13 protein-coding genes are annotated in these 15,356 nt (G+C 65.3%); 6 read left to right on the top strand and 7 right to left on the bottom strand.

Features of this window, described 5'->3' with window-relative positions:
- Window positions 1–27: 27 nt before the first annotated feature.
- Window positions 28–276 carry a WhiB family transcriptional regulator gene (locus ACSAGD_RS08825; RefSeq protein ID WP_091184530.1) on the bottom strand — a complete coding sequence of 83 codons (249 nt, stop codon included), beginning with the start codon at window positions 274–276 and terminating at the stop codon, window positions 28–30.
- Between the two features lie 235 nt (window positions 277–511).
- On the opposite strand from ACSAGD_RS08825, the gene ACSAGD_RS08820 reads away from it, so the two are divergent.
- Complete coding sequence (locus ACSAGD_RS08820) at window positions 512–892, top strand: hypothetical protein (protein WP_437582353.1); 381 nt, start codon at window positions 512–514, stop codon at window positions 890–892.
- Here the strand turns inward: ACSAGD_RS08820 and bcp are convergent.
- Genes bcp through aroA form a run of 3 tightly spaced genes read right to left on the bottom strand, consistent with a single transcriptional unit; the run spans window position 889 to window position 3,804 of the window.
- On the bottom strand, window positions 889–1,371 hold the full coding sequence (gene bcp / locus ACSAGD_RS08815; RefSeq protein ID WP_437582352.1) for a thioredoxin-dependent thiol peroxidase: 483 nt from the start codon (window positions 1,369–1,371) through the stop codon (window positions 889–891). The two genes, ACSAGD_RS08820 and bcp, sit on opposite strands and share 4 nt — an antisense overlap.
- Before the next feature lie 28 nt (window positions 1,372–1,399).
- Entirely contained in the window at window positions 1,400–2,434 is a 1,035-nt protein-coding gene (rsgA, locus tag ACSAGD_RS08810; protein ID WP_437582351.1) for a ribosome small subunit-dependent GTPase A, read from the bottom strand.
- Window positions 2,431–3,804, bottom strand: coding sequence for a 3-phosphoshikimate 1-carboxyvinyltransferase (gene aroA, locus ACSAGD_RS08805; RefSeq protein WP_437582349.1), 1,374 nt, complete (start codon window positions 3,802–3,804; stop codon window positions 2,431–2,433). The genes rsgA and aroA overlap by 4 nt, the downstream gene beginning before the upstream one ends.
- 97 nt (window positions 3,805–3,901) lie before the next feature.
- On the opposite strand from aroA, the gene ACSAGD_RS08800 reads away from it, so the two are divergent.
- On the top strand, window positions 3,902–4,510 hold the full coding sequence (locus ACSAGD_RS08800) for a sigma-70 family RNA polymerase sigma factor (protein ID WP_437585149.1): 609 nt from the start codon (window positions 3,902–3,904) through the stop codon (window positions 4,508–4,510).
- Window positions 4,507–4,746, top strand: coding sequence for an anti-sigma factor family protein (locus ACSAGD_RS08795; protein WP_437582348.1), 240 nt, complete (start codon window positions 4,507–4,509; stop codon window positions 4,744–4,746). The genes ACSAGD_RS08800 and ACSAGD_RS08795 overlap by 4 nt, the downstream gene beginning before the upstream one ends.
- Window positions 4,747–4,753: 7 nt before the next feature.
- Here ACSAGD_RS08795 and ACSAGD_RS08790 read toward each other — a convergent pair whose 3' ends face one another.
- Complete coding sequence (locus ACSAGD_RS08790) at window positions 4,754–6,478, bottom strand: cation:proton antiporter (protein WP_437582347.1); 1,725 nt, start codon at window positions 6,476–6,478, stop codon at window positions 4,754–4,756.
- Window positions 6,479–6,560: 82 nt separating this feature from the next.
- Window positions 6,561–10,229, bottom strand: a complete 3,669-nt coding sequence (locus ACSAGD_RS08785) for a multifunctional oxoglutarate decarboxylase/oxoglutarate dehydrogenase thiamine pyrophosphate-binding subunit/dihydrolipoyllysine-residue succinyltransferase subunit (protein WP_437582346.1) — start codon at window positions 10,227–10,229, stop codon at window positions 6,561–6,563.
- 140 nt (window positions 10,230–10,369) lie between these two features.
- Here ACSAGD_RS08785 and ACSAGD_RS08780 point away from each other — a divergent pair, with 140 nt between their 5' ends.
- The 3 genes from ACSAGD_RS08780 to ACSAGD_RS08770 all read left to right on the top strand — a co-directional run bounded on the left by ACSAGD_RS08780 (window position 10,370) and on the right by ACSAGD_RS08770 (window position 14,262).
- Window positions 10,370–11,806 carry a GuaB1 family IMP dehydrogenase-related protein gene (locus ACSAGD_RS08780; protein WP_437582345.1) on the top strand — a complete coding sequence of 479 codons (1,437 nt, stop codon included), beginning with the start codon at window positions 10,370–10,372 and terminating at the stop codon, window positions 11,804–11,806.
- A 115-nt stretch (window positions 11,807–11,921) separates the two neighbouring features.
- Window positions 11,922–13,229 (top strand): hemolysin family protein, encoded by a 1,308-nt coding sequence (locus tag ACSAGD_RS08775; protein WP_437582344.1) that lies wholly within the window; start codon window positions 11,922–11,924, stop codon window positions 13,227–13,229.
- Complete coding sequence (locus ACSAGD_RS08770) at window positions 13,222–14,262, top strand: hemolysin family protein (RefSeq protein WP_437582343.1); 1,041 nt, start codon at window positions 13,222–13,224, stop codon at window positions 14,260–14,262. The genes ACSAGD_RS08775 and ACSAGD_RS08770 overlap by 8 nt, the downstream gene beginning before the upstream one ends.
- On the opposite strand, the gene ACSAGD_RS08765 is transcribed toward ACSAGD_RS08770, so the two are convergent.
- Window positions 14,259–15,338 (bottom strand): NADH:flavin oxidoreductase/NADH oxidase, encoded by a 1,080-nt coding sequence (locus tag ACSAGD_RS08765; protein ID WP_437582342.1) that lies wholly within the window; start codon window positions 15,336–15,338, stop codon window positions 14,259–14,261. The genes ACSAGD_RS08770 and ACSAGD_RS08765 overlap by 4 nt on opposite strands.
- Between the last annotated feature and the right edge of the window lie 18 nt (window positions 15,339–15,356).

Genomic DNA, 15,356 nt, shown 5'->3' with positions numbered 1-15,356 from the left:
AGGCCGACCCCGCTTCGTCAGGGAGTGCTAGGAGGCGCGACGGGCACGAGCTGCCCGACGCTTGAGGGCGCGGCGCTCGTCTTCGCTGAGGCCGCCCCAGACACCGGAGTCCTGTCCGGTCTCGAGAGCATACTGGAGGCAGATCTCCGTGACCGTGCACGTCGCGCAGACGGCCTTCGCCTTCTCGATCTGGTCGACAGCCGGCCCCGTGTTGCCCACAGGGAAGAAAAGCTCCGGGTCGGCTGTGAGGCAGGCGGCTTTGTCGCGCCAATCCATGGGTATGCTCCTTATATTGTGCGAGAGAATTGGCCCGTGAGGCCATCGGGTGCAGTGTCGAGTCAGGGGGAGGTCCTCTGACTGGGACCTGCTCACAACCCTGTGAACGAATAACTCGACCTGCATAATCGTCGCATATCAGCAACAATCGATCAATAGTTTTGTATGGGATATTTCTGTGAGTAACCGAGCGGACACTGTTCCGTCACCCGAGTCCGGTAGACGAAGTCGAGCGGTGATTCTCTCGGCGGCGCTGCTCGCCGTCGAGAGTGCAGCGATGATCGTCGTCGTGGGCATCCTCATCATTGACCTGCTCACTCAGCAGGCACAGCGTCTCGATACGGCGATCGCTCTCACCGTTCTCGCCGTGATCGCGGCGGCGTGGATCTGCGCCGTCACAGCTGCGTTCTGGCGCGGTCGCTCGTGGTCGCGTGCGGGCGCGCTGACGTGGCAGATTCTGCAGATCGCGGTTGCTGTCGGCTCCTTCCAGGGAGTCTTTGCTCAACCCGCGGTCGGTTGGGCTCTGCTCATCCCGTCACTGGCGGTCATCGTGCTTCTCGTCTCGAAGTCCGTCGTCGCCCACACGCGCCCAGAAGGGCCGGAGCCTCACATCTAAGCGGCGTTGAGTCCCAGCTTGCGCAGGAGCATCGACACGTGTCCCTTCGCACGCACGTTGTACAGTGCGAGTTCGACACGGCTTGCGTCATCGACCACGATCGTGGAGCGCAGCGTGCCTGTGATCACCTTGCCGTAGTTGTTCTTCTCGCCGTATGCGCCGTACGCCTTGTGAACGGTGAGGTCCTCATCGGAGAGCAGCGGGAACGTGAGTCCGTCGCGCTCGGCGAAGGCTGCGAGCTTCTGCGGAGCATCCTTCGAGATTCCGACAACGTCATAGCCGGCGTCCTGCAGGCGGGTGAGGCTGTCGCGGAAGTCGCATGCCTGCCTAGTGCAGCCCGGCGTCATCGCTGCCGGGTAGAAGTACACAACGACTTTTCGTCCGCTGTAGTCGGAGAGCGAAACCGGCTTTCCGGACTGGTCTGTCAGGGTGAACGACGGGGCGGAATCGCCTGCGGCGAGACGGGGGTATTCGGTCATGCTCCCAGCCTATTCGGTCGCCGACTGCTCAGGCCGTGAACGTCGTCAGCAGACGCTGCAGGGAGTCCAGACGACCGATGGCCGCATCGGACAGGGTGCCCGCGTCCGCAGCCTCATTGAGCGCGCAGTCCGGCGCATCTGGAAGATGGGTGCACCCGCGAGGGCACGATTCGGCCACGGCATCCAGGTCTGGGAAAGCACCGAGGATGTTGTCTGTGTCGACGTGACCGAGGCCGAACGAACGGACACCGGGCGTGTCGATGATCCAGCCCGTCTCGCCGTCATGGGAGACGCGGTACGAGACTGCGGAGGACGAGGTGTGGCGTCCCCTGCCCGTCACGACGTTGACGTGCCCGGTCGCCCGGTTCGCATCTGGGGAGAGCGCGTTGACGAGCGTGGATTTTCCGACACCTGAGTGCCCGACGAAGACCGTAGTGTGTCCGACGAGCAGGCGGGAGATCTCATCCAGGGGCATGCTCTCCGTGCTGCTTGTGACGACGGTGAGGGGAAGCTCGGCGAACGTCGCGAGGAAAGGAGCAGGATCAGCGAGATCCGTCTTCGTCACGACCAGGAGCGGGGCGATGCCGGCGTCGAACGCCGCGACCAGATAGCGATCGACGAGGCGTGCGCGCGGCTCAGGGTTTGCCGCGGCCACGACGATGAGCATCTGATCGGCGTTTGCGACGATGATGCGCTCGACGTCATCGGTGTCGTCGGCGCTCCGCCGAAGCACGGTCGTGCGCTCCTTGACACGCACGATGCGTGCGAGAGTGCCCTCGTCGCCGGAGAGATCGCCGACGACGTCGACGCGGTCGCCGTTCACGATGGCGGTGCGCCGCAGCTCAGAGGCGCGCGTGCAGGTCACCTCGCGCTCATTGCGCTTCCCCTCGAAGAGCAGCACGGTGTAACGACCACGGTCCACCGCGAGGACGAGACCCGTCTCGGCATCCTTGTGGGCTGGCCTCGTTTTCGTCCGCGGACGTGAGCCGCGTCGACTCGGACGAACGCGCACATCGGACTCATCGAACAGCGGTTCGTCGTCGTCGCTGTCCCACCAGCTCATGAGAGGATCGCGCCCTCCCGACGAGGGGAAATGAGGCTCTGCCATAGCTCGGGGAACTGCGGAAGCGTCTTCGCCGTCGTCGCGATATCGACGATCTCGACACCGGGAACAGCGAGGCCGACGAGCGCGCCCGCGGTCGCTGTGCGGTGATCGTGATAGCTCCGCCACACGCCGCCGTGCAGCGGTCTGGGACGAACGGTGACGCCGTCGTCGTGCTCGGTGACGTCGCCGCCGAGACCGGTGAGCTCCGCGGCGATGGCTGCGAGGCGATCCGTCTCATGGTTTCTGATGTGGCCGATGCCGCGGAAGCGGGATGGGCCGTCTGCGAACGCCGCGAGAGCGATCAGCGTCGGGGCGAGCTCGCCGCCGTGCGACAGATCCATGTCGACCGCGTGGATGGCGTCGCCCGCAGACACAGTGAGGCTGCCGTCGGAGAAGCGCTCGACGCGAGCCCCGAACTCGGGGAGCAAGCGTGCAAGATCGGCGCCCACCTGGGTGGTCTCCTCCGGCCAGTCCTCGATCGTGACTCGACCGCCGGAGACGATGGCGGCGGCGAGGAAGGGCGCCGCGTTCGACAGATCGGGTTCGATCGTGACGTCTCGGCCGCTGATCGGTCCGGGCTCGACGGTCCAGAGACCGCGCTCGGGGGAGGCCGCGTTGACGCCGCGACCGCGAAGCGCGGCGATCGTCATAACGATGTGTGGTGTGCTCGGGAGATGCTCGCCGCTGTGGCGCAGAACCAGCCCTTCGTCGAATCGCGCCGCAGACAGGAGGAGCGCCGAGACGAACTGACTTGACCCCGATGCGTCGATGGTGAGCTCGCCGCCGGTGACAGCCCCAGTGCCGTGGAGCGTGAACGGCAACGCTGTCGCCGAAGGGTCGATGTCGACGCCGAGGTCTCGCAGGCCGGAGAGCACCGGAGCCATAGGGCGGCCGCGAGCGGCGTCGTCGGCGTCGAACGTCGTCGGCCCGAGCGCGAGCGCCGCGACGGGTGGGACGAAGCGCATGACGGTTCCGGCGAGGCCGCACTCGACGGTGGTCGAGCCGATGAGCTCGCCCGGCACGATCTCGAGATCCGGGCCGTACTGGCCGGAGCCCTCGACCTCCGTGATCTCCGCCCCCAGAGCACGCAGCGCGTCGATCATATTCTGACTGTCGCGGGAGTGGAGGGGCCGTCTGATGCGGCTCGGCTCCGACGCGAGAGCCGCGAGGACGAGCTCGCGATTGACGAGCGATTTCGACCCCGGAAGCGCGATTCGAGCGTCGATCGGATGCTCCGCCGTCGGCGCGGGCCACAGCACCTCGCCGTCAAGCGTGCGGCTGTCGCCGGCGAGCTGATCGTCGGGCCCGGAATATTTCGATTCGAACATCGTTATCTAATGTATCGACGAATCGTGGGAAAGGACGCATATGACGTATGCGGCAGTGCTCGATCCAGTCGCGGTGAGAGACGTAGACTGGCCGGTGATGACTGTGCCTGAGATTCCGACGCCCGTGGCCGCGGACGACCCGCATGCCCTTTTCGAGGAGCAGGCGCTGCCGTTCCTGGACCAGCTCTACGGCGCAGCCATGCGCATGACGAAGAACCCGGCGGACGCTCAGGATCTCGTTCAAGAGACGTTCGTGAAGGCGTACGCGGCCTTCGGTCAGTTCAAGCAGGGCACCAACCTCAAGGCGTGGCTCTACCGCATCCTGACCAACACCTACATCAATCAGTACCGCAAGAAGCAGCGTGAGCCGTATCAGAGCGCGATCGATGATCTTGAGGACTGGCAGCTCGGCGGCGCAGAGTCGACGACATCGCGGCCGCACCGTTCTGCGGAGAGCGAAGCGATCGATCACATGCCCGACAGCGCGGTGAAGGAAGCTCTGCAGGACATCCCCGAGGACTTCCGTCTCGCCGTCTACCTGGCGGATGTCGAAGGTTTCAGCTACCAAGACATCGCCGAGATCATGAAAACCCCCATCGGAACCGTCATGAGCCGATTGCACCGTGGCCGTCGGATGCTGCGGGACCGACTGACCGAGTACGCAGCCGAGCGTGGAATCACGACGCCGGCGAGGAGCGAGAAATGACTGACTGCGGTTGCGAGAAAGCCCGTCACGATCTCGAGGAATACCTGAGGAACGAGATCTGCCGCACGGAGGCCGCCGACATTCGGAGCCACCTGGCGGACTGCGAGGACTGCACCAAAGAGGCGCTCCTCGCTCGAACGCTCACGGAGGTTGTGCAGCGTGCGTGTCGCGAGACCGCTCCTGAGGAGCTCCGCATTCAGGTGATCGCACGCCTGCGCAAGGCGACCGCGCACTGAATCGTACTCAGTGGTCTCGCTCGTCGAGGTGGCTGAGACGCGTCTCCTCAGCATCCAGAATCGCTTGGGCTCGTTCGAGCACGCGCGAGCTGTAGACGCCTCGAGAGCGCGCATCCAGGAGAGCCGCTCGCTCAGCCTGGAGAACGCGGCGCCTGAGTGATCGGCGCTGTTCGTGAGGGCCTGGGTTGTCGCTGTCGAGCACCTCGGACATCGCCTCGGAAAGACGCGTCGTGTCGAGCCGGACCTGCGTGATGACGTCGTCGTCGTACGCACTGCCGTTCGGCTGGCGAAGCTCGGGGTTGTCGAGAACGGCCGTGCCGATCGTTCCGATCTCGTCGATGAGCTCCGCGAGTTCCGAACGGTCGGCGCGCGCGTCAGATCCCTTGATGCCGAGCGCTCGGATCAGCAGCGGCAGCGTGCCGCCCTGCAGGACGAGCGTCACGAGAGCGACTGTGAAGGCCATGAGCACGAGCTGCGGGCGGTAGGGAGTCTCCTCGGGGAGCGATTGGGCGGCCGCGAGCGTGACAACCCCGCGCATGCCCGACCACGCCAGAACGGCGGCGCCGCGCCACCCGAGGCCCTCGGAAGTGAGGAAATCGAGGTCTGCCTGCCGCCGTTGGAGCACCCGAGTCGCACGTGACCAGCGTTTCGACGGCGTTCGATCCGGTGGACGAACCGCAGCGAGCCGCTCGAGCGCGAGGCTGAGGCGCGGGCCCCGCTGCTGTGCCCGCCGCTGCTCCCGCCTGAGGGAGGCCACGAGCGGAACTACGAACAGGACGCGTACCACGACGAGCAGCCCTGTCGCGAGAAGACCGAAGAGGATGCTCGAGGTGACGCTGAATCCGCCGTCCTGCACGCGCCCGATGAGCAGATGCACCTCGTAGCCCATGATCAGGAAGACGCCGTTCTCCAGAATGAGCTGCGCCGTCCGCCAGTTGATGCGCTCGCTGATTCTGTCTTGCGCCGAGAAATGCTTGGCGCTCTGGTGGCCGGTGATGAGACCGGCTGTCACAACGGCCACCACGCCCGAGGCCCCGAGCTCTTCCGAGGGTACATACGTGATGAACGGTACGGCGAAGGAGATTGCGGTGGTGAGCACCGAATCGTTGAGGCGTGAACGCACCCAGACCGAGATCAGTCCTACAACGACCCCAACCGCGATCGCCACCAGTACGGCATACAGGAAGTCGCCGACGACACCGAAGAACGTCACCGTGCCTCCGACCGCGGCGATGGCGGAGCGGAGCATGACGAGAGCGGTCGCGTCGTTGACGAGCCCCTCGCCCTCCAGCACGGTCACGAGGCGCGGCGGCAGCCCGAGCCGCTTTCCGATGGACGTGGCCGCAACAGCATCCGGCGGGCTGATGACGGCGCCGAGAGCGATGGCCGCGGGGAGTGAGAGGTCGGGGAGGAGCAGGTAGAACACGAAGCCCGTGACGACAGCCGAGACCATGACGAGGACGACTGAGAGACTGCTGATCGCTTTCACGTTGCGTCGAAAGTCGACGATCGGCACATTGACTGCAGCCGAGTAGAGGATCGGTGGCAGGGCGACCGTGAGGATGAGCTCGTGGGGGAGCTCGAACTCTGGCGCTCCCGGCACGAAACTGACGCCGACGCCGATCAGAACGAGGACGATGGGGGCGGCGACCCCGAGCTTCGGAGCGAAGAACGAGACGACGACGATGACAAGCACGCCGAGCGCACTCAAGAGGGCGAGCTCGGATTCCATCTTCACATTTTAGTGGGGCCGAGGGCGCAGACAGAGAGGCGGCCGACGCGTATCGCGCCGGCCGCCTCGTCGTGAAGCTGCGTCAGAGCGAGAGTGCGCGCTCGATGAGCTTTGTGTGCTCGGCGGCGTGGCGCTTGGCAGAGCCAGTGGCCGGGGACGCCGCGGCCGGCCGTGTAACGCCGATGATCCGGTCGTTCGCGAGGTGCTTCGAGAGCTCCAGCGAGATGAACGGCCAGGCGCCCTGGTTCTCCGGCTCCTCCTGAACCCACACGAGTTCGGCGTTCGGGTACTGCTCGAGAACGCGACGCAGCTCGGTTCCGGGGACAGGGTAGTACTGCTCGACACGGACGAGCGCGATCTCCGGGTTCGGGTTCTTCGTCAGCTCGCTGCGGAGATCCCAGTGGATCTTTCCTGCGTGCAGGAGCACGCGCTTGACAGCGCTCTTGTCGGTCACGCGGTCATCGTCGATGACCGGCTGGAACTTGCCCGATGTGAACTCCGGAAGGTCACTCGTCGCGCCCTTGAGCCGCAGCATCGCCTTCGGGCTGAAGACGATCAGCGGGCGGCGCGGGCGTGCGTAGGCCTGGCGGCGCAGCAAGTGGAAATAGGATGCCGGAGTCGACGGACGGGCCACCGTCATGTTGTTCTCCGCGCACAGCTGGAGGAAGCGCTCGATGCGCGCGGACGAGTGGTCAGGCCCGGCTCCCTCATAGCCGTGGGGGAGGACGAGCACCACGCTCGACCGCTGGCCCCACTTCTGCTCAGCGGACGCGACGAACTCGTCGATCACGATCTGCGCGCCGTTGGCGAAGTCGCCGAACTGCGCCTCCCACAGAACGAGTGCGTCCGGACGCTCAACCGAGTAGCCGTACTCGTACGCCATGACAGCGTACTCGGAGAGCAGGGAGTCGTAGATCCAGAAGCGTGCCTGGTTCTCCGACAGGTTCGTGAGCGGCAGCCACTCCTGGCCGTTCTCCCGGTCGTGGAGCACGGCGTGACGCTGCACGAAGGTGCCGCGACGGGTGTCCTGACCGGTCATGCGGACAGGCGTGCCCTCGAGGAGGAGAGAACCGAAGGCGAGCAGCTCGCCGAAGGCCCAGTCGATCTTGCCGTTGCGGCTCATGTCCGAACGCTTGTCGAGCAGCTGCTTCAGCTTCTTGTGCACAGTGAAGCCGGCCGGCATGTTGGTGAAGGCCTCGCCGACAGCCTCGATGACGTCGTTCGAGACACCGGTCGTCTCCGGCTCGCCCGTGTAGCCGTCCTCGTCGGTCTCGGGCAACACGACGGGGGTCGAGCTGGTCTGTGCGGCGTGAGTCTCCATGAAGGCGCGCTCCAGTCGATCCTGGAAGTCGCTGTGGGCCGACTCGTATTCCTCTTCGGTGATATCGCCACGTCCGACGAGAGCTTCCGTGTACAGCTTGCGGACCGAGCGCTTCGCCTCGATGAGGTTGTACATCAGCGGCTGCGTCATCGACGGGTCATCGCCCTCGTTGTGACCGCGTCGGCGGTAGCAGATGAGGTCGATGACGACGTCCTTGTGGAACTCCTGCTGGAACTGGAAGGCCAGCTGCGCCACACGGGCGACCGCCTCGGGGTCATCGCCGTTGACGTGCCAGATCGGAGCCTGGATCGTCTTCGCGACGTCCGTCGAGTAGATCGACGTGCGACCCTCGCTCGGTGTCGTGGTGAAGCCGACCTGGTTGTTCACGACCACGTGGATCGTTCCGCCGGTGCGGTAGCCGCGGAGCTGTGAGAGCTGCATCGTCTCGAGGACGACGCCCTGCCCTGCCATCGCCGCGTCACCGTGGATCAGAATGGGAAGCGTCCGGAAGGTTCCGATCGGCTGGCGGTCCTGCTTCGCCCGCACGATGCCCTCGAGCACGCCGTTGACGGCCTCGAGGTGCGAGGGGTTCGCGGCGAGGTAGACGGGAAGCTCCGTGCCGTCGGCCGAGCGGTAGGTTCCCTCGGTTCCGAGGTGGTACTTCACATCGCCCGATCCCGGGTTCTTGGAGTCCTGGTGGCCCTCGAACTCCTGGAAGATCTGACCGTAGGTCTTGCCCGCGATGTTGGTGAGGACGTTGAGGCGTCCTCGGTGCGCCATGCCGATGGCGGCTCCATCCAGACCGCGCTCCGTGGCCTCCTGGAGAACCGAGTCGAGCAGTGCAATCGTCGATTCTCCGCCTTCGAGGCTGAAGCGCTTCTGGCCGACGTACTTGGTCTGGAGGAAGGTCTCGAATGCCTCGGCCTCGTTGAGCTTGCCGAGAATGCGCATCTGCTCATCGTGAGTGGGCTTCGCGTACGGACGCTCGACCTTGTTCTGAATCCACGCACGCTGCGCCGGATCCTGGATGTGCATGTACTCCAGGCCGATGGTGCGACAGTAGGAATCGCGGAGAACACCGAGGATGTCGCGGAGCTTCATCTGGCGCTTCTCGGTGAAGTTGCCGGTGACGAACTCGCGGTCGAGATCCCAGAAAGTGAGACCGTGCGTCGCGATGTCCAGGTCGGGGTGCGAGCGCTGAACGTACTCGAGTGGATCGACGTCAGCCATCAGGTGACCGCGGACGCGGAACGAGTTGATGAGCTCCTGCACGCGGGCGGTCTTGTTGACGTTGTCGCTCACATCGACGGAGATGTCCGGCGCCCAGTGGATTGGATCGTATGGAATGCGCAGCGCCGCGAAAATGTCCTCGTAGAAATTGCGCTGCCCGATGAGGAGCTCGTGCACCTTCTTGAGGAACTCGCCTGAGCCGGCTCCCTGGATCACGCGGTGGTCGTAGGTCGAGGTCAGCGTGATCGTCTTGCCGATGCCGAGCTCGACAATCGTTTTCTCCGAGGCGCCCTGATATTCGGCGGGGTAGTCGAGTGCGCCAGCGCCGATGATGCAGCCCTGACCCTTCATGAGGCGCGGCACGGAGTGGACCGTTCCGATTCCGCCGGGGTTGGTGAGCGAGACGCTCGCACCCTTGAAATCGGCCGCTGTCAGCTTGTTCGAGCGTGCCCGGGAGACGAGGTCCTCATAGGCCTCGAGGTACTCGCCGAAAGTGAGGGTCTCCGCCTTTTTGATGGCAGGCACGAGCAGTGCACGAGTGCCATCCGGCTTGGGGATGTCGATCGCGATGCCGAGACCGATGTGTGCCGGAGCGACGACGCTCGGCTTGTCGTTGACGACGTCGTAGTAGACGTTCTGGCTCGGGAAGTCCTTGAGCGCCTGGATGAGCGCCCAGCCGATGAGGTGGGTGAAGCTCACCTTGCCGCCGCGAGCGCGCTTCAGATGGTTGTTGATGACGATGCGGTTGTCGATCATCAGTTTCGCCGGAATGGTGCGGACGCTCGTCGCCGTCGGAACGGTGAGGCTGACGTCCATGTTGGCGGCGAGAGTCTTGGGCATTCCGCGAAGGGGAGTGACGGTGTCCTCAGAGCCGTCGTCCTTCTCCTCGCTCTTCTTCTCGGGGGACCGCTGCGGAGCGTCGGCCGGGATCGGCTGTGACTTCGGCTGCACGCTGGTTGTCCGCGCGACGGGACGGTTCCCCTGAGCGGGAGCCGGGGTTGTCGTCGAGCTTGCCTGCGACGCTGCAGACGCCTCACCGCTCACCGGCTGATAGTTCTCGAGAATCGGCCACCACGACTTGTCGACGGAGTTCTTGTCCTGGACGTACTTGGCGTACATCTCGTCGACGAGCCACTCATTGGCTCCGAACTCTGTCGCCTGGCCGTCTTCGGCCCCAACTCCGGTCAACTGGCCTGACACCGTTGATCGCCCACCTTCTCTGTCGAAAATCGTGACGCGGAGCACTGCGCCTTCTCCGGGCAGCGCGCCATGACTTGTTCGGTTAATAAGCCTACGTCCTCGCGCGTGCATTGCGGGCCAAGGACAAGTAGCTTTGAGGTATGCGTTTCATCGGTGAAGTTCCGGCACACGATCTCACCTACTCGGATGTGTTCCTCGTGCCTTCGCGGTCTGACGTCGTCAGCCGTCTCGACGTGTCTCTCGCGCCTAACGACGGCACTGGAGCGACGATTCCTCTCGTCTCCGCGAACATGAACTCCGTCACAGGTCCGCGGCTGGCCGCCGCGCTTGCTCGACGCGGCGGTCTCGGTGTGCTGCCGCAGGACATGCCGCTGCAGGAGCTCGACGCTGCGATCCGGTGGGTGAAAGATCAGCCCGTCCTCTGGGACACCCCGTTGAGCTTCTCGCCCAAGGCCCAGGTCGCGGACGTGCTCGCCGTGCTTCCGGCGGTTCCTGATCACGGTGTCGTCATCATGGATGACGAGGAGTACGTCGGAAGCATCGAGGCCGCTCGCTTGAGCACCGCCCTTCCGGATGCCGCGCTGGGCGACCTGCTGCGTGGCTCGCAGGCATCGCTGGATGCCGATGGAATCGAGACGGGACGCAAGGCCTTCGATCTCATGGTGGAGGCCGACCTGAATTTCTGCGCAGTTCTGCGACGTGGAAAAGCGGTCGGCTCACTGAGCCGCCGCGGAGCGCTGCGCTCGACACTGTACGCACCCGCGACCGATGGCGACGGACGGCTGATTGTCGCAGCCGCGATCGGTGTGAACGGCGACGTCGAGTCGAAGGCGCGCGCGCTCGCCGCCGCTGGTGTCGACGTCCTCGTCGTCGACACTGCGCACGGGCACCAGGAGAGCATGATCCGCGCACTGTCGAAGGTGTCGGATCTCGATCTGGGAATCCCGATCGTCGCGGGCAATGTGGTCTCCGCGGTCGGGGTGGCTGATCTCGTCGACGCGGGGGCGAACATCATCAAGGTCGGAGTCGGCCCGGGCGCTATGTGCACGACGCGCATGATGACCGCGGTCGGTCGTCCCCAGTTCTCTGCCGTCCTCGAAGCCGCGGCGGAAGCCTCGGAACAGGGGGCCCATGTGTGGGCGGATGGCGGCATCCGCTACCCGCGAGACGTCGCTCTCGCTCTCGCTGCAGGTGCATCGAGCGCAATGGTCGGCTCCTGGTTCGCCGGCACCATCGAGGGGCCGGGGCAGCTGCGCTCCGACTCGCAGGGTCGGCTGTTCAAAGAGAGCTGGGGCATGGCCTCCACGAAGGCCGTGCGCGAGCGCTTCGGGCGCTTGGACGCCTACGAGCTTGCGAGGAAGACGCTGTTCGCGGAGGGAATCTCATCGTCGAAGATCTATCTCGACCCCGAGCGCCCATCGATCGAGGATCTGCTCGACATGATCACGTCGGGTGTGCGGTCGTCGTTCACGTACGCGGGAGCGCGCAGCATCGCCGAGTTCCACGATCGCGCGATCGTGGGCGTCCAGTCCGCAGCCGGATACGAGGAGGGCAAGGCTCTGCCGGTTTCGTGGTGATTCCTCAGGTAACGCCGGGGACCCTGACCGTATACTGTCAACATCATGGATGACCCTCCCCCTTCTTCATCAGCATCGGACTGTCACAGACCCAGCCTCCTGATGGAGGCCCCTCATGTCTGATCTGATCCTGCTGGCGATCGGCCTCATCCTGACCGTCGGCACAGGTCTGTTCGTCGCAAGCGAGTTCGCGCTCGTCAATCTCGATCGCGCGGATCTCGAGGCGCGACGTGATCGCGGCGAATCCCGCCTGACGATGACCATCGCGGCGCTCAAAGTGACGTCGACGCACCTATCCAGCGCGCAGCTGGGCATCACGCTGACCACGCTTCTCACCGGTTACACGCTTGAGCCCGCGTTCACGGCGTTCCTCTCGACGCCGTTCATCGACGCGGGAATGTCGGATGCCGTCGTGCGACCGATCGCCACGGTCGTCGCGGTGGCTATCGCCACGCTCCTGTCGATGATCATCGGCGAGCTCGTGCCGAAGAACTTCGCGCTCGCGGTTCCACGGGCGACCGCGAAGATCGCGGTTCCGTTCCAGGTCGTGTTCACCGCGATATTCAAGCCCGCGGTCGTGCTCCTCAACGAGAGCGCGAATGCGATACTGCGCGCGGTCGGAATCGAACCGAAGGAGGAGCTCTCCGGTGCTCGCTCTGCGGAGGAGCTCTCGAGCCTGGTGCGGCGGAGCGCCGGTGCCGGAACACTCGAGCGGGACACCGCGACGCTGCTCGATCGGACGCTGCAGTTCTCTGCCCGGACGGCATCCGATGTCATGACCCCGCGACCGCAGGTCGATTCGGTGAGCCGCTCAGACTCCGCGCAGACGGTCATTGATCTGACGCGGGCGACCGGCTTCTCACGATTTCCCGTCACCGACGAGGGGATCGACGACATCGTCGGCCTCGTGCACGTCAAACACGCGGTGGCCGTGCCGAAGGACCGGCGTGAGGACGTCCCCGTCTCGGCGCTCCAATCATCGATCGTGCGCGTGCCGGAGACGATGAAGCTCGATGCCCTCATTCCCCAGCTGCGTCGCCGCGGCTACCAGATGGCCGTCGTCGTCGACGAATACGGCGGAACGGCTGGCGTCGCGACGCTCGAGGACCTCGTCGAAGAGATCGTGGGAGAGGTCACAGACGAGCACGATCGCACGCGCGCGGGCGTCGTCAAGACGGCATCCGGTGTGGTGTTCTCCGGCAGTCTTCGTCCGGACGAACTTCGAGAGCGGACGGGTGTGCAGATTCCGGAGGATGGCCCCTACGAGACTGTCGCCGGGTACATGGTCAGCGAGCTCGGGCGACTTCCCGACGTCGGGGATGAGGTCGACATCGACGAGGGGACGCTCCGTGTGACGCGCATGGACGGGCGCCGCATCGACAGAATCAGATTCTCCCGACGAGAGGAGGGCGACGATGAGTGACTGGCTCGGAATCGTCTGGCTCGTCGTGCTGCTGCTCGGAAACGCGTTCTTCGTTGCGAGTGAGTTCGCGGTGATCTCGGCGCGCCGATCGCAGATCGAGCCGCTCGCGGAGAAGGGCAAGGGGAGCGCGAAGGTCGCCCTATGGGCCATGGAGCACGCCACCCTGATGCTCGCAACGACTCAGCTCGGCATCACGGTGTGCTCCCTGCTGATCCTGAACGTGTCGGAGCCGGCGATCCACCATCTGCTGGCGGGCCCGCTTGGCCTCACCGGTCTCGCGGTGGAGGTCGTGGACACGATCGCGTTCATCATCACGCTGGTGCTCGTTTCGTACCTGCACGTCGTCTTCGGCGAGATGGTGCCGAAGAACATCTCGTTCTCAAAGCCCGATACTGCTGTGCTGCTTCTCGCCCGACCGCTCGTCTGGATCGGGCGCGTGTTCAAGCCGGTCATCTGGTTCTTGAACGAGACGGCGAACCTCGTGCTGAAGATGTTCCGGGTCGAACCGAAGAACGAGGCGAACTCGACGTACACCCTCGACGAGGTCGCCACCATCGTGTCCCAGTCGACGCGCGAGGGGCTTCTGCAGGACTCCACCGGCGCACTGAGCGCGGCGTTCGAGTTCACGGAGAAGAAGGTGCGCGACGTCGCGATCCCGCTCGACGGCCTGGTCACCCTGTCGCAGGACACCACGCCAGCGCAGATTCAGCGGGCGATCGCGAAACGCGGCTTCTCGCGCTACGTCATCGTCGACGAGGCAGGTCAGCCCACCGGGTACATCCACCTGAAGGACATCCTCAGAGAGACAACGGACGCGGCCGATGACGAGAAGCCGATTCCGGCCAAGCGCATCAGGCAGCTGCTGTCGCTGTATGACGGCACAGATCTGGAGGATGCCCTGACGAGCATGCGCCTGTCGGGCGCACACCTCGCACAGGCGTTCGACAGCGATGGCAACACGACCGGTGTGCTCTTCCTCGAGGACATCATCGAGGAGCTGGTCGGCACGGTCGAAGACGCGACCCAGCGCTAGTAGGCGCGCTCGTACTGGCCGGGCACGAAGGGCGTTCCTCCTCCGAGCTCCGCGATCCACGCGTTGGCGAGCTGAGGGTTGCGGAGCGCGGCGCGGCCGAGCATGACGGCATCCGCACGCTCAGTTGCGAGGATATCCGCGGCGAGGTGAGGCTCTTCGATCAGCCCGACGGCGCTCACCGGAACGGAGACCGCTGAGCGGACCTGCTCTGCGAGGTGAACCTGATAGCCCGGACCGAGCGGGATCTCTGGGCGAGCGAGGATGCCGCCGGAGGAGAGGTCGAAGCCGTCAGCACCCGCCTCGGCTGCCCACTGTGCGACGCGTGCGCACGCGTCGATGTCCCAGCGTACGTCGCCGTCGTTCGACCAGTCCGTCCCCGAGAGCCGAACGAGAAGAGCGGCATCCCCGATGGTCGCCCGGACGCGCTCGATGATGCGCAGAAGCAGCCGGGCGCGGTTCTCCTCGGATCCTCCGTAATCGTCGGCGCGGTGATTCGCCGCGGGGGAGAGGAACTGATGCAGCAGGTAGCCGTGAGCCGCGTGAACCTCGACGACCTCGAACCCGGCGTCGACAGAGCGCGCAGCGGCATCCGCGAAGTCATCGACGACACCGTCGATCTCTGAGGCTGTGAGCGCTTGCGGCGCGGCAAGGCCGTCGAACGGTACCGCTGACGGGGCCACGGTCTGCCAGCCTCCGTGTTCGGGGGCGATGGAGCCTGAGCGCGAGGTGCCCCAGGGTGAGTAGGTGGATGCCTTACGGCCGGCGTGCGCCAGCTGGATTCCCGCGGTGGCGCCGCCCGCCCTGATCGTCTCGACGATCGGCTGCCACGCGCGGGCCTGAGCGGATGACCAGATTCCCGTGTCGCGGTCCGAGATGCGGCCCTCCGGGCTCACGGCCGTCGCCTCGGTCATGACGAGCCCGAAGCCGCCCGCGGCAAATGATCCGAGGTGAGCGTGGTGCCAAGCACCGGGCATCCCGTCCGCTTCGAGACACGAGTACTGGCACATGGGGGAGAGCCAGATTCGGTTGCGGACGGTGCGAGAGCCGAGGGTGATCGGGTCGGCGAGAAGCGGCATGGCGTGGACCTTTCTGTC

Origin of the sequence: Paramicrobacterium salitolerans (genome assembly GCF_051513965.1) — a bacterium.
Taxonomy (GTDB): Bacteria; Actinomycetota; Actinomycetes; order Actinomycetales; family Microbacteriaceae; genus Paramicrobacterium.
Note: the sequence above shows the minus strand (reverse complement) of the source record. Positions and strands in the feature narration are given on the sequence as shown.